Raw genomic sequence first — 13,726 nt, forward strand, 5'->3', positions numbered from 1 at the left:
AGTTCCCTCGGTTTCGTCCGCAGCTACGTGCTGCCTGCCCTCTGGCTCTTTGCCCTGCCGCGGGTCGGGTTCTGGTCCTCCGGGCATGCCGCCGGCCGCTACGACGCGCAGGTGCTCGAGGCCGTCGAGCAACAGAGCTCGTCCCGCTCCGGCCCGCGCTCCTCAAAGGGCTGGGGTTCACGCTGTCTCAAATACCGACAGTGACGAGTACCTGGAGCTCAGCGACGCCTACAGCCAGAGGGCCAGCCCCGTGAGGGCCCGCCAGACGGTAGCGAGCCCCCATGCACCGCGCCGACATGACTGCCTGCGCGGTGCCTTTACACCTACCTCGCTGGCCGGGACCCGCGCGCGTCCGGGAGCCTGCCGCGGCTACTTCGCGCCCAGGCCGCCGTTCGGGGCGGGCGGCGTGCCCAGGTGCTTCTCGAAGAACATCAGCGCGGTCAACTGCGCGTAGTCGCGGTTGGCCTTCTTCTGGAAGCCGTGGCCCTCGTCGGTGGCCAGCATGTACCAGACGTCCGGGGCGCGCTGGCGCACCGCGCGGACAATCTGCTCGGCCTCCGATTGCGGCACGCGGGGGTCATTGGCGCCCTGCTGCACGTAGAGGGCGGCGCGAATCCGGTCCACCGCGCCCAGCGGGGAGATGCGCTCCTGCACCTGGCGCACCGCGGGGTCGCGCTCGTCGCCGTACTCGGCGCGGCGCAAATCTCTCCGGTAGGCCTGGGTGTTCTGCAGGAAGCTGGGCAGCGAGGAGATACCCACCACGTCCACAGCGGCGCGGACTCGCTCGGGGAAGAAGGCTACGGAGGCCAGCGTCATGTAGCCACCGTATGAGCCGCCGTAGACGCCCACGCGCGAGGCATCCAAATCCTTGCGCGAGGCGATGAAGTCCAGCGTGGCACCGATGTCCGCGAGGCTCTGCTCGCGCTTCACCCCGTCATCCATGGCGCGGTAGGTCTTGCCGTATCCGTCCGAGCCCCGCACGTTGGGGACCAACACCGCCATGCCCAGCTCGGTGACGAGGAACTGGGTGAAGTTGCTGAAGGTGGGCAGGCTCTGCGACTCCGGGCCGCCATGGAAGATGACGACGACGGGAACCTTCCCGGAGGCGCCCTTGGGCACGTAGAGGAAGGCGGGGACCTGGAGCCCGTCGGTGGACGGGTAGCGCACCAGCGTGGGCACCGTGAAGGTGTCCGTGTCCAGACCGCCCACCTCGGAGCGCGTCCAGCGCGTGGGCTTGCGCGTCTTCAGGTCCACCGTCCACACGTCCAGCGGGCTGCGCGCGTCGCCCCGCGTCAGGCCCAGCAGGTCCGGGCGCTTGAGCGGGAAGGTGAGCCCGAACGAGACGCCGCGAGGCAGCGTGTCCACCGCGGACAGGGCGCGCGTGCGCGGGTCCAGCAGGTAGAGCCGGGTGAAGCCGTCCTCGTTGACGGTCAGCGCGAGCTTGCGGCCATCCGGCGACAGCGCCAGGTCCGTGACATTCCACTTCACCGACTTCGTCAGCGACTCGGGAGGCTGGGTGGTGGGGGCCTTCTCCACGTCGAGCTTGTAGAGCTCGGCGAAGTCCGAGTACCGGTCCGTCACCAGGTAGACGCCCTTGCCGTCCTGGGTGAAGACGGCGCCATCGACGCTGCCCTTGCCCTCCTGGGGCGTGAGCTGACGGCGCGCGCCGGAGGCCACGTCCACGATGAACAGGTCCGAGTCATCCGCGGCGCGGAAGCGCATGACGAGCAGCTTGGTGCCGTCGCGGGAGAACTCGAGGGGATGCCACATGCCCTCCTCCTCCGTGAGGCGGCGAGCCTGGCGCGGCGCGGCGGTAGAGGCCAGGTGCACGTCGGTGTCCCTGCCGTTGCGGCCCGTTCCCGCATACGCAAGCCAGCGGCCATCCGGCGAGACGAGCAGGCCCTCGTGGCGGCTCTTGCCGTCCGTGAGCAGCTCCGAGCGGCCCGTGCGCCGGTCCAGCCGGAACACCTGGAAGAACTCACCGCCGCCCTTGTCCTGGAGGTAGTAGATGATTCGCGAGTCCCCGGGCTGGAAGCGCGCCTCGTTGATGGGCTCCCGGGAGAAGGTGAGCTGGGTGCGCGCGCCCAGGGGCATCTCGACCAGGTGGAGCTGGTTGGTGTCCGCGAAGCGCGTGGAGATGAGCATCTGCTTACCGTCGTCGCTGGTATCGACGAGCATGGCGCTGCGGGCCTCCAGATACTGGTCCATGCGCTGGCGCAGCGAGGCGGGTACCGGGGGCACGTTACTGACCCACATGTTGGGCTGGCCGGGCAGGGGCGCGATGCCGGGCACCTGCGAGGGCGCCGCGGAGCTCGCCGCGGCCACGGGCTTCGAGGTCTTCGGAGCGGAGGCCGCCACGGGCGCCTGCGCGGCGAGCAGCGACACGACGAGGGGAATCAGTCCTGGGTTCATGGTAGGCGCACGCTAGCAGCAGTGCTCGGGCGCCGCCCGCGCGTCCTGTGCCGCAGTGTCCACCGCCCAGGGACGTTGACGCTCAGCGTTGCCCGGGACCTCGCGGACTCGCGGTATCCGTCAGGGCGCCTCGCTTCATCATGCACGCGCGGACGCATTGCGCAGCCGCTCCTCAGCCCGGGAGGCGCTCTTGGCCCTGGCGGCTCACAGGGAAGGCGCTTCTACCTTTCCCCCTCCATATGGTTCACGCCTGGCGAGGGCCCACGAGTCGCCATGCCAGGGGCAACAGCACGCCGGCGATGGCGGCCTTGATGATGCCGCCGGGCACGAAGGGGATGAAGCCGACGCTCATGGCCTTGGCGACGTCAATCCGGGCCGCCAGGATGAGCCAGGGCACGCCCACGGCGAAGACCACCAGCTGCCCGGCGACGAAAAGGGGCAGCGCACTCCATGGCCTCCGGTCCAGGCCGCGCCGCGCCGCCAGTCCCACCAGGAATGCGGCTGGCACGAAGCCCACCAGGTAGCCGCCGGTCGCCCCGAGGATGCGGTCGAATCCGCTGGCGCCCTCCGAGAAGAACGGCAGGCCCACCGCGCCCAGGAGGAGATAGAGAGTCTGCGAGGCCATGCCTCGTAGGGGCCCCAGCGCCGCGGCTGCGACGATGACGCCCAGGGACTGGCTGGTGATGGGCACCGGGGAGCCGGGCACCGAGATGGAGACCTGCGCCAGCAGCGCGGTGAGGAGCGCGGCCCCGAGAACGAGCGCCACGTCGTGGAGCCGGGTGCGTGCGACCCTATCGGCCAGCACGAGCGGCCTGGGGTGGGTAACGGTGGCGGGCGTCAGACAGGGCCTCCGGAATCAGGCGCCGCCATGACACGGCGCGCTGCCGGGGTACACGCTTGCGTCACGTGGCGCAACGCTGACGGGGCGTCCGCGCTCCGGATGAAGGGGGAGGGGGCTCGAGCCTTCCGGGGCCTTTGTTTCAGAGCGCCTCCATGAGCCAGGGCCCCGTCACGGAAATCACGATGGTGCCCTGGTGCTCGCCTTCGCGAAGGCGGCGGCCCACTCCGCGATGGCCGCGTCCACGTCCGCGTAGGAGACCACGTGGATGAAGATGGCGAACGGGGAATAGGACCTGGAATGGGAGAGGAGCGCCGTGGCCCGGTCTCCCGACTTCCCAATCAGCACGGCGGTATTGCCGCGCTGCTCATAGGCCTCGGGTTGCCCCTCCGACAGCGGAGGAAAGAGGCGCGTGCCGTGGCCCGTGAGCGCAACGGCGCTTCGCTCGAGGACGTCAGGCCCTCGGGCCCAGTCCACGGTGAAGCCGTCATGTGGACCGGATCGCGTGCGGCTCTCCTCCGGGCTGCCTTTCGGACGCCACACGCTGATGGAGAGCGAGCCGTCGTAGTCACCCTCCTTCAGCCAGCGGCCCAGGTACTCGATGAGCGGATTCACGGATTTGAGGCTCGCGGTGATGACCTCGGGGCCGGCGCGGCGACACGACCAGCTGTCGTCGGAGGCCTCGCAGGGAAACAATCACCCTTGTTGCCTCATGAACTCGTAGTTGAGTCCCTTGATGCGGCCCTCGGAGAAGTCGGGGCTCCGAGGGTCCTCGGGGCGCATCATGATGGGGGCGATGCGCAGCCCCGGCGCGCCGGACAGGGGCACCCCATCCGCACGTCGCGTTCGTTGCGCCACGACGATGGGGCGACTGCCTTTTCCCTGCAGCACGATAAAGCCGTAGGCCCCCTGCTCCCGGAAGAGGTAATTCCCAGGACGCACCCAAGGCGCCTCATGGGCGCGAATCCTGTCGCGCTGACCCGCTCCGGCACAAATCATGGAGTCATCATGACGTCAGGAGGTGTCGCCAGCCCCCGGCAGGGGAGTGCGCGCCGTGTCGAATCCTGATGCGAATTCGCGAACGGCATCTGCAATAATTCTCGGGATGCCCGGCGTGGACCCGAGCGACGACATCCTGGTGGAGCCGGTGATGCCCCAGCACGCGGCGGCACTCCAGGTACTTGCGTCGGACCCCGCGGTCAGCGCGACCACCCACCTCCCGTCGCCCTATCCTCCTGGCCATGCGGAGGCGTGGATTCGTGGCGCGATGGAGGCACGCGCGAGGGGCACCGAGTTCCACTTCGCCGTCGTCCACCCCCTGGACGGAGTCGTGGGCTGCTGTTCCCTGGTGGCGCTGTCCCCGCGTGACCGGTCCGCGCAGCTCTCCTACTGGATTGGCCAGTCCTACTGGGGCCGCGGCCATGCGACGCGCGCCGCCCAGCGGGTGCTCGACTTCGCCTTCGGAACGCTGGCGCTCGAACGGGTGCGCACCTGCGTCCTGGAGAGCAACCCCGCGTCATTGCGGGTGCTCGAGAAGCTCGGCTTCCGACAGCTCTTGCGAGCGCCGAACCGCAACCCGAAGTTCTCGCTCGACGACTCGCTCTTGTTCTTCGAGCGAGCCCCTACCTCCCAGGCTTCGAGGAGTCCCGATGCTCAAGATTCGTGATGCCCAGATGCACGCACTCGCGGCGGCCCGCGACGAAAGCCGGGTCTCGGCCATCGTCGACCGGCTCTATCTGGAGCATCCAGGGCACGTCGTGGGGCAGGAGCGGTCGCTGGTGCGGCGCCGTGTTGCCTCGGCGCTCCGAAGGGCCAGGGGATTTGGCCTGCACGACGACCGTGACCTGCTCGCCTTCGCCTTTCTCTGCATCGTCATCTCGGACGTGTTCGACACCCATCCACCGTTTCAACGGCTGCTTGCGGACCCCACGGTCCCCGCCGGGGAGAAGATGACGCGCCTCTTCCAGAGCGCCACGGATGCGGATTGGCAGGCCGCCGCGGCCCTCCCTCCCGACCACATGCCGCGCGAGACACGCTGACATGGACTATCAGACCTTCGTCGTCCAGGACGTGAAGTCCATCCAGGAATTGCACTCGCGCATCGCGCCGGGGACGGCGTCGCCCCAGGTTCAGGCGTGCGACCCGAGCGCACCGGACCTCGTCTTCGCGGTCGAGAGCCTCTGGTTCATGAATCACATCCCCGTGGAGCACTATGTCTTCCCGCTTCCGGGAGACCCCGTCTATTGCCTCCCAGGAAATGCCTCCGCGCCCAACAACCTCCTGCCGCCCCAGGCTTTCCCCGCCAATGGAGAGCCGCACTGGCGTCCCGCGGACAACTCGCCACTTGGCCGGATACGCAGGCTCGTCGAGACGAGCTGGCCGGTGGCCTACGTGCGGACGGGCTCCTCGACGCCCACGCCGCCTCCCTGGCTGCGCGTCGAATTCAAGGCCAGTCCCGCGACGTCATCCGGGAAGATGTCGAAGCCGGGCAGCCGCTGGATGCGCGCGGTGGAGTACCGAGCCCATGGGATAGGGCTGTACACACCTCCCGTCCTGGTTCACTTCGACGAGTCGGGAAAAGGCGAGGCGGATTTCCCTCTCGTGGGCATTCCCAGCACGGTGACCATGCTCTCCGGGCTCGAGCTCACCTGGGAGCAGGCGGAGAGCGGCCGTGAGTTCACACCCATGGAGAAGAGGACGAAGCACACCCTCTTCATCGTGGATGCCGTGCCCAAACCGGGACGTTTCTACATGCATGCCTACCAAGGCGGCGCACTCCTGGATGCCTTGCACTTCGGCTGTACCTGGGCGGATGGCATGGCGGGCGCTCCCCAGGTGCTCGCAGCCATCTGGCGCCAGTTCGTTGGCACGCCGGATCCACATCCTTCGGGTCTGGGGTACTGGCTCACGACAAACCCGCTCCCAGAGGACGAGTTCTTCCGCGCCGCACGCCTGCGCCGGCTCGCCCTGAGCACGCCGCAAGCGGGGCAGAAGATCAACGCCAGCTGCACCTCCTTCGCGCAGCTCTTCATCAACTGCCTTGCCGTCCATGGCATCGAGAGCGCGGAGGTCAAGGTCTTTCCCGCGGTCAGCACGGCGTACTCGGCCAAGGCCCGCTTCGAATACAACGGCAAGGACTATGTGCTGGGCCCGACGTTTCTCGTGCCCCCCACGGCTCCCGCCCAGGGCAACAGGAACCTGCAACGCGTCGACTCTCCACATCATTGGGTGGTCTGCGTCCGGGAAGGCAACCAGTGGAGGCTCTACGAGACCTCCTTCGGCCTCGGCCCCTTCGCGCTCAAGCAAGCCCCCGGCTTCACCGAGCCCACGGACGGCTCGCCGAACTTCGCACCGCATCGGCAGACGTTCGTGCCAAAGAAGGACCACGAGTTCATCGCGCCCGCCGCCTACGAGCAGGCGACCGTGCTCGGCTACATGTGCACGTTCTTCGACCCCAGGGAGCCGGCCAATGTGCTCACCCAGATTCCCTCGGGCAATGACGACTTCCAGCCGAAGCGGCCCTATCTGCTCGCGAGAGTGCTGTGGACGAATGCCACGGGCACATGAGGCGCTGACTCCGGCGACTGTGGTGCGGACGCGGCGGACCGGGCCAGGGCTTCGTGCCGCTCAGGCGCGGGCGCGAAGCACGCTCCCGAAGCCGCGCTCACGTCCCAGCGCTGGGGATATGCCGCGCTCGGTCACGGCCTCGCGCCCGGAGATGAGCACCGCCTTCAACGCGGCGTCATTGCGGCGCACCAGCCGGACGAAGCCCCCGAAGTTCTCCATGGGCGCCTCCGCGATTTCATCGAGCTTCTCGTCCAGCCCGTCGGGCTGGATGACGACCAGGTCCGCGCGGCGACCTTCCGCGAGGACGCCCGCGTCCAATCCGAACCACCCGGCGAGCTCCCCGGTGAGGCGGTGGACCGCCCGTTCCACGCTCATGAAGGGCTCGCCGCGCTTCTCCGCCTCGCGGACCAGCCGCAGCAGGCGCAGCGGGAAGTTGTAGTGCGCCATGTTGCGCAGGTGCGCGCCCGCATCCGAGAAGCCCATCAGGATGTCCGGGTGCTGGCAGATGAACTCCAGCTCCTCTCGCCGGTCGTTGGCCATCACCGTGTACCAGCGCAGCGCGTCCCCGTGGGTGGAGACGAGGTCGAGGAATACGTCCACCGCGTCGCGTCCCTGCTCGCGCGCCACCTGGGCGAAGGACTTGCCCACCACGCTGGCGTCAGGGCACTCGAGGATGAGGGACTCGTTGAAGTCCCGGTGGAAGGCGCGGGGCAGGAAGCGGTTCGTCCATTCACGGCGGAAGCGCTCGCGGTACGCCGGGTCTCTCAGCAGTCCCGCGCGCGAGGCGGCGTCCTGGAGGTGGAGCGCCGCGGCGCCCGAGCCGAACTCCTCGAAGACGACCAGGTCGATGCCTTCCGCCCAGAGGTCGAAGACCTCGGGCAGGGCCTGCCACCGGAAGTCCGCGCCCAGCAACCGGTTGGCCACCTGGGACAACATCCCGATGAGACGATGGATGCCCCGGCTGGCACGCGGGTCCATCATCGAGATGACGGTCGTCTTGAGGGTGGGACGGAACAGTCCAATGCTCTCCAGGAAGAACAGCAGCACGTTCACCTTGGTGCTGATGTTGGGCACGCCCTGGAAGACGCGGCCCCGCTCACGCAGCAGCCGTGTGAGGCGGCGGTACTCGCTCCAGCGCGCGTAGGTGGACGGGAGGGGCCGGCTGCGGATGTCGCGCGTGCCTCCCATCTTGTCCCACTTGAGCGTCATCACCGACAGGCCCAGGTAGCCCAGCTCGAGCCCTTCACGGACGAGGCTCTCCATGCCACGCAGCTCGTCCTCGCGAGGACGCACGCCGGGCTCCAGGCTGCGGTGCAGGCCCATGGTGTGCGCGCGCAGGGCCGAGTGTCCCAGGAGCGAGGCGACGTTCGGTCCCAGGGGCAGTCCCTCCAGGTGCTCCAGGTAGCCGCCCAGCGTGTTCCACGTCTTGCGCTCTTCCAGCAGCGTCCGGACGGTGCCGTAGGGAATGGCCTCCACGCGGCAGAACATGTCCGCCAGGTCCTCGGGCGTGCCCACGGCGAGGCTGAGCGAGCAGCTCCCCATCAGCACGGTGGTGACGCCGTGGCGCACGGACTCGGACAGCGAGGGCGCCAGCTCGACCTCCGCGTCGTAGTGCGTGTGACAGTCGATGAAGCCGGGCGTCACCCAGTGGCCGGTGGCGTCGATGACGCGCGTATGGGGCGCTCGGGGAATTGGACCTTCGGAAAGCGACGCGACGGTATGGCCTTGAATGCCGACGTTCAGCTTGCGCGGCGGATTGCCCAGACCATCGAACACAAGCCCGTTCTCGACGATGAGGTCCATGGATAGAGCCTAGGTCTCGTCGATTGTCGGGTTCCATCCAGAAGCGGCAGCAACCGTTGTCTCCTTCACATGGCGATGCGCCGCGTCAGGGTGGATGCCATTGCCCGGGCGCGTCAGGGGAGCGCTCGGCCCCCGGGCAGCCTTGCCGCGGGTGCGTGACTACCTTCGCGTGTGGAGGGTGTGCACGCACAACGAGCCAGGGAGGCGCGCAATGCAAGGCAAGGGGTGGAAGTGGCTCACGCTGGTGGGGCTGGGGGCTGCGTTCGCGGCGTTCACGGGCTGCGACGAGCAGTCCGCTCGGGAGAACTCGCGGCAGGTGGGCCGTGAAGTCGGGGAGGCGACGAGGGAGGTCCAGGAGGGGGCCAAAGAGGCCGCGAAGAAAGCCGAGGACGCGGCGCGCGAGGCTGCCGAGGGCTTCAAGGATGGCAGAGGCGGCTCCGGGAATCCGGATGCGGGACTTCACCGTGACGAAGAGGGCCGGCCCGACGTCGACCGGTAGTGGAGGCTCCAGGCGGAGTGGCGGCGTCTCTCACTCGGCGCCTCCATTGCCGCTCAGGGGCACGCGCGGCGCGAAGGCTTCGTCCATGGCCGCTGGAGCGCCTGCACCGCGACGCGGTAGGCGGCATCGTTCTCGACCCGACGCTCGCCCACCGAGGGCTGGATGGGGCAGTGGGGCATGGCGCCACGGTGGGGCTGTGGTTCGGTCCAGACGAAGCGGAAGGCGAGGAGCGGAATGCCGAGCTCCATGCCCGAGTGGGGGAGGACCAGGTCCCACTTGTAGCCGCTGGTGTTTCCACCGTGGGTGCCACCCACCTCCTCTCCGACGAACAGCCCCCGCTCGGTGGCCCGGAGCATGGAAGCCAGCTCCGCGCCTCCCGAAAAGGTCGCGCCGCCAGCGAGGACCACCAGACGTCCGTTGAAGACGGGATGGGCGCGTGTCCACCGCGTCATCAGGCCCTCGGGCGGGGCATTGATGCGGAGCAGCTCGCCGTCAGGACCGGCCTGGACGGTGGCCAACTCCTCGGCGTCGTAGATTTCGTGCTCGAAGACGCGGCCCGTCGCGCTGGTCACGCGCAGCGTGTTGGGGCGCGAGCGGACCGAGGCGTACTTGCGAATCGGTTCGGCGACCAGGTGGGAGAAGAGGATGCTCTCATTGGGTTCCGAGCCGCCGCCGTTGTCACGCAGGTCCAGAATCAGGTCGCGTGCGCCTCGGGCTTCGAGCGTATGGAAGAGGGCTTTTATCGTTGGCTCGAACGCGGCGCCTGCCTCCCGGTATCGCCGGTTGCTGAAGGTCGGCACGTAGAGATAGGCCGTGTGGTCATCCACCCAGCTCAGCGTGGCGAGGGGGGACGGCTCGGGAGGGGGCGCCGGGCGCATGGCGGCGGGCACGGGCTCCAGGCGGCGGATTGTCTTGCCGTCCGGCAGTCGCAAGCGGACGTCGTAGCCGGATTCATCTCCGCGCATCCACCAGCGGACCCTGGCGTAGCCGGCGCCCCCACGGTCCCGCATCACCCCGGTCTCGATGGCTCCGTCGTGCGGGCTGGCCCCCATCATCTCCGCGAGGAGTGCCTTGCGTCCCTCTTCATTGATGGAGAGCAGCTGGGTCCCTGGAGGAATGTCGGAGGCGTCGCCGTGTCCGGCAGTGACGAACATGCCGTCGTCTCGCCAGAGGAGGTCCAGGGGAAAGAGCCGCGCGTTCTCGCGGTAGCGGCAGTTCATCCCCTCGCTGCGTGCGACAGAGAGGTGGCCTTCCCCGATTCCGGAGAGCAACGGGCGGAGGGCACGGAAGAGGGCCTCTTCCGTCCGTGCCCGCGAGGCGAGCGCGCGAGCCTTCGCCTTCCGCTGGGCCCAGTCCCGCGGGCTTTGCCGCCAGTAGAGGTCCGGCATGGCGGCTTCCACGGCGGAGATGGCCAGCTCCAGGTCCTCATGGGCCTGCTCCGGCTCCAGGCCACCGGAGGGGCAGGTCGCGGTGGGAGCCGCGCTCAAGATGGCGCAACAGGCGACGACGGCGGCGCTGAACATGCCGCCGACTCTAGCGCCGTCAACGTGACGGCCCCAGCGCCTGGAGCAGGAGCGCTGGCGTGGCCCCCAGGGGTTGGTTGGTTTACGCGCGCCGGCGCCGCTTCTTGGTAGGTTCCTGACCGGTGGTCGTGAGCCAATGTTCCAGTCGCTCCCCGGCCTTCAATTCATCGGCCAGGCGGGCGCGCTCCGCATCCGTGAGGGACACGGCTTGGAGTTGCTGCATCAGGGCTTGCGCTGACGTGGCCTCGTTCAGCGCAATCGCCAGCTCCAGGCGGGCGGCCAGTGCACGGGCCCGGTCCACAGCGGGCGCCTCTACTCCAAACTTGGCGAGCCCGATGTCGAGCGCGCGCGCAGCGGCTTTGTCGTCGTTCTTGAACTCCCTCAGGATGCGGGCGTTGTCGATGGCCTTCGCCAGTCCCGTGAGCTTCTTGGAGCCGCCATACTCGAGCTCTTCCGGCTCGTCTCGCTGGATGAAGATGATGTTGTTGCCACTGGGGTCCACCAGCGAGAAGCGGCTCTGGCCGGGGCGGAAGCGGGTGATACGAGGCCTTCCAGTGGCCAGCACCTTGCCGTACTTCGCTCGCAGCGCGTCGGTGAAGGCCCGGTGATAGGGCTCCACCGCGTCCACCATGACCAGGCAGCCCCCTGAGCTCTCTTCGCTCGGGTTCAAGCTCTTGGCGTTCATGCCGAAGTGCAGCTCGACGCTGCTCCAGCGAAACGCCAGATACAGGTACGGCCTGGTCATCTGGTAGGTCACCGCGAAGCCGAGTGCCTTGTAGAACTCCAGCGTCTCGTCAGGCGAAACGCAGGGCATCAATGGAATGGTCGTTTCCTTGCCATTGATGGCTGCTTGGTTCGATGCATGGGTTTGCATGCCGCGACGATAGGCGAACGGTGCATGCCTCGCTAGCGAGCTTCACGCTCTCGCTATCGCGGATGTGTCAGTAACGGCGTATGGCGGCGCTATCACGCGTACATGCGCCGGAATGGGAGTCAGGACTGTGAATTCACCCACGCGGCGAAGCCTTGGAGCCCCGGAATCTGATAGCTCCAGAATCCCTCGATGGCCGTTCGCAGTTCTCGCTCACGCGGGTGCTCAGCCAGGATGGAGGCCAGCATCCGCCGCGTGTTCTCGAAAATTTGCGTGAGCACGAAGCGTGCTGTCGTGCTGATGCGCACGCCCGGGTTGGCGGTGCGAATCTGCGCGAGCGAGGTGGAGACCAGCAGCTCGACGAAACGCTCGCCATAGTGGGCATAGGCCGTTCCGGCAGCACGGTCGAGCAGCACCACGACCGCGAGCCGGTGCTCCACCCAGAACCGGAGCATCTCGTCTCCGCGCTCGTCCACGCGCCCGGACGTCTCGCTCAGCGCCATGTGCGCGAGCGCACGCACGCGCTCCTCGAGCAACGCCTCGAAGCGCTCCGCCAGGGCCGGCGTCACCACGGCGTCGAACAACTCCTCCTTGCTCGCGTAGTAGCGATACAGGCTCGCCGTTCCCAATCCGGCACGCGAGGCGATGTCGCTCATCGTCGCGACGGCGTAACCACGGCTGGCGAACACCTCCAGCGCGGAGGTGAGGATTCGCTCACGGACTTCCTCTTTGAGTACCTGGGGCATCAGGCGTCGAACAGTCGGGGATACGAGTAGGGCGCCCACCGATGATGCCACGGGCGCGCCGCCTCGAGCTGATACGCGAGCCCGAGCAGCAGGGCCTCGGCCCCGGGCGCGGCGGCGAAGTGGGTGCCAATGGGGAGCCCGTCATCCGACCAATGGAGCGGGACCGACATCGCCGGACACCCCACGATGTTCTGGATGGGCGTGTAACCCACGGCGCGTGCCATGCGGCGCAGCAGCTCCTCTCGCGGGAGGACGGGAGAGAGATGCCCGATGCGCCACGGAGAGACAGCGAGCGTGGGCGTGAGCACGACGTCATATGCCCCCACGGCCGCGATGTAGCGCTCCGCGCTGTTCGCGAAGACCCGGCGCGCCTCGGCGAGTGCACCAGGCCCGCCGCGACGGAACACCTCCGCCAGGGCCCGGCTGAAGGGCTCCAGCTCGTCTGGCGCGACCGGTCTCCCGCGCAATTGCTCCATCAGCTGCGCGGCTCCGGCGACCGCGGAGCCTCCCATCAGGAAGAAGGCCTCTCCGAGCGTCACGCCATCCACGTCGGGAGGCGACATCGGCTCCACCGCGTGTCCGAGCTCCACGCAGAGCGCCACGGCCTCGTCATACGCGCGTCGCACGGCGGGCTCGGGCTCCTCGCCCGACATCGTGCGGGTCCATGTTCCGATGCGCAGGCGGCGGGAGAGGGCGGCCTGGACGTAGCCCACCGGCGGGAGCCCGGAGTCCCGGTCCTCGGTGAGGGAAAGCAGCAGCGCGCTGTCGCGCACCGAGCGGCTGATGCAGTGCTCGCTGACGAGCGCTCCAAACTCCGAGGGCCCCAGGTTGGCGGACACGCAGCGGCCGCGGCTCGGCTTGAACCCGAAGAGGCCACACACGGATGCGGGAATGCGCACGGAGCCACCGCCATCGCTGGCATGCGCGAGTGGCACGAGCCCGGCGGCCACCGCGGCCGCTGCGCCCCCGGACGAACCCGCCGCCGAGGTCGACAGCTCCCACGGGTTGTGCGTGATGCCATCCAGGAGTGTCTCGGTGCTGCCGAGCATGCCGAACTCGGAGGTCGCGCTCTTGCCCACCGTGACGAGCCCCGCCGCGTCCAGCCGCGCGCTGTAGGGCGTCCCCTGGTCGGTGATGTTGCCCGCGAAGAGCCGGGAGCCCAGCGACCAGCGCAGGCCCGGATAGGATGTGACGTCCTTGACCAGGAAGGGCACGCCCGCGAACGGGCCCGGAACGAGGGGGCGCGCTCGGGCGCGCTCGAAGTCCAGCACCGGCGCCGCATTCAGCAGCGGGTTCAGCGCCGCCATGCGCTCCGCACACGCGTCGAGCAGCTCCGCGGCGCTGACCTCGCCCCGTGCCACGAGTTCCGCCTGCGCCACGCCATCGAGGCGGGCGAGTGCAGCCAGCTTCGCCATGGGAACCTCCTCCTGCTGCGGGTTCAACCTGAATCGCGAATGGAGTATTCCC

Annotated in this window: 13 protein-coding genes; 4 read left to right on the forward strand and 9 right to left on the reverse strand. The window is 68.5% G+C overall.

Features of this window, described 5'->3' with window-relative positions; all coding sequences use genetic code 11:
- Window positions 1-369: 369 nt before the first annotated feature.
- The 4 genes from VZL07_RS25780 to VZL07_RS25795 all read right to left on the reverse strand — a co-directional run bounded on the left by VZL07_RS25780 (window position 370) and on the right by VZL07_RS25795 (window position 4,192).
- Window positions 370-2,412: a S9 family peptidase gene (locus VZL07_RS25780; RefSeq protein WP_426750334.1), complete on the reverse strand. Its 2,043-nt coding sequence runs from the start codon at window positions 2,410-2,412 to the stop codon at window positions 370-372.
- Window positions 2,413-2,656: 244 nt separating this feature from the next.
- Entirely contained in the window at window positions 2,657-3,178 is a 522-nt protein-coding gene (locus VZL07_RS25785; RefSeq protein WP_426750335.1) for a biotin transporter BioY, read from the reverse strand.
- Between the two features lie 252 nt (window positions 3,179-3,430).
- Window positions 3,431-3,946, reverse strand: coding sequence for a hypothetical protein (locus tag VZL07_RS25790; RefSeq protein WP_426750336.1), 516 nt, complete (start codon window positions 3,944-3,946; stop codon window positions 3,431-3,433).
- Window positions 3,947-4,192: a hypothetical protein gene (locus VZL07_RS25795; protein WP_426750337.1), complete on the reverse strand. Its 246-nt coding sequence runs from the start codon at window positions 4,190-4,192 to the stop codon at window positions 3,947-3,949.
- Between the two features lie 172 nt (window positions 4,193-4,364).
- On the opposite strand from VZL07_RS25795, the gene VZL07_RS25800 reads away from it, so the two are divergent.
- The 3 genes from VZL07_RS25800 to VZL07_RS25810 are packed head-to-tail and all read left to right on the forward strand — an operon-like array spanning window position 4,365 to window position 6,817.
- Window positions 4,365-4,916, forward strand: a complete 552-nt coding sequence (locus tag VZL07_RS25800) for a GNAT family N-acetyltransferase (protein ID WP_426750338.1) — start codon at window positions 4,365-4,367, stop codon at window positions 4,914-4,916.
- Window positions 4,900-5,289: a hypothetical protein gene (locus VZL07_RS25805; RefSeq protein WP_426750339.1), complete on the forward strand. Its 390-nt coding sequence runs from the start codon at window positions 4,900-4,902 to the stop codon at window positions 5,287-5,289. The genes VZL07_RS25800 and VZL07_RS25805 overlap by 17 nt, the downstream gene beginning before the upstream one ends.
- A gap of 1 nt (window position 5,290) precedes the next feature.
- A complete protein-coding gene (locus tag VZL07_RS25810) occupies window positions 5,291-6,817 on the forward strand; it encodes a hypothetical protein (RefSeq protein WP_426750340.1) in 1,527 nt (508 codons plus the stop codon).
- Window positions 6,818-6,877: 60 nt separating this feature from the next.
- Here VZL07_RS25810 and VZL07_RS25815 read toward each other — a convergent pair whose 3' ends face one another.
- Window positions 6,878-8,620, reverse strand: a complete 1,743-nt coding sequence (locus tag VZL07_RS25815) for an N-acyl-D-amino-acid deacylase family protein (protein WP_426750341.1) — start codon at window positions 8,618-8,620, stop codon at window positions 6,878-6,880.
- 211 nt (window positions 8,621-8,831) lie between these two features.
- Here VZL07_RS25815 and VZL07_RS25820 point away from each other — a divergent pair, with 211 nt between their 5' ends.
- Window positions 8,832-9,119, forward strand: a complete 288-nt coding sequence (locus VZL07_RS25820; protein WP_426750342.1) for a hypothetical protein — start codon at window positions 8,832-8,834, stop codon at window positions 9,117-9,119.
- Between the two features lie 53 nt (window positions 9,120-9,172).
- Here VZL07_RS25820 and VZL07_RS25825 read toward each other — a convergent pair whose 3' ends face one another.
- From VZL07_RS25825 to VZL07_RS25840, 4 genes are all read right to left on the reverse strand, one after another.
- Entirely contained in the window at window positions 9,173-10,642 is a 1,470-nt protein-coding gene (locus tag VZL07_RS25825; protein ID WP_426750344.1) for a S41 family peptidase, read from the reverse strand.
- A gap of 82 nt (window positions 10,643-10,724) precedes the next feature.
- Window positions 10,725-11,456, reverse strand: coding sequence for a glyoxalase (locus VZL07_RS25830; RefSeq protein WP_426750345.1), 732 nt, complete (start codon window positions 11,454-11,456; stop codon window positions 10,725-10,727).
- 179 nt (window positions 11,457-11,635) lie between these two features.
- On the reverse strand, window positions 11,636-12,259 hold the full coding sequence (locus VZL07_RS25835) for a TetR/AcrR family transcriptional regulator (RefSeq protein ID WP_426750346.1): 624 nt from the start codon (window positions 12,257-12,259) through the stop codon (window positions 11,636-11,638).
- Window positions 12,259-13,674, reverse strand: coding sequence for an amidase (locus VZL07_RS25840; protein ID WP_426750347.1), 1,416 nt, complete (start codon window positions 13,672-13,674; stop codon window positions 12,259-12,261). Before VZL07_RS25840 ends, VZL07_RS25835 begins: the two co-directional genes overlap by 1 nt.
- Window positions 13,675-13,726: the final 52 nt, after the last annotated feature.

Origin of the sequence: Pseudomyxococcus flavus (genome assembly GCF_050038885.1) — a bacterium.
GTDB classification, from domain to species: domain Bacteria; phylum Myxococcota; class Myxococcia; order Myxococcales; family Myxococcaceae; genus Myxococcus; species Myxococcus flavus.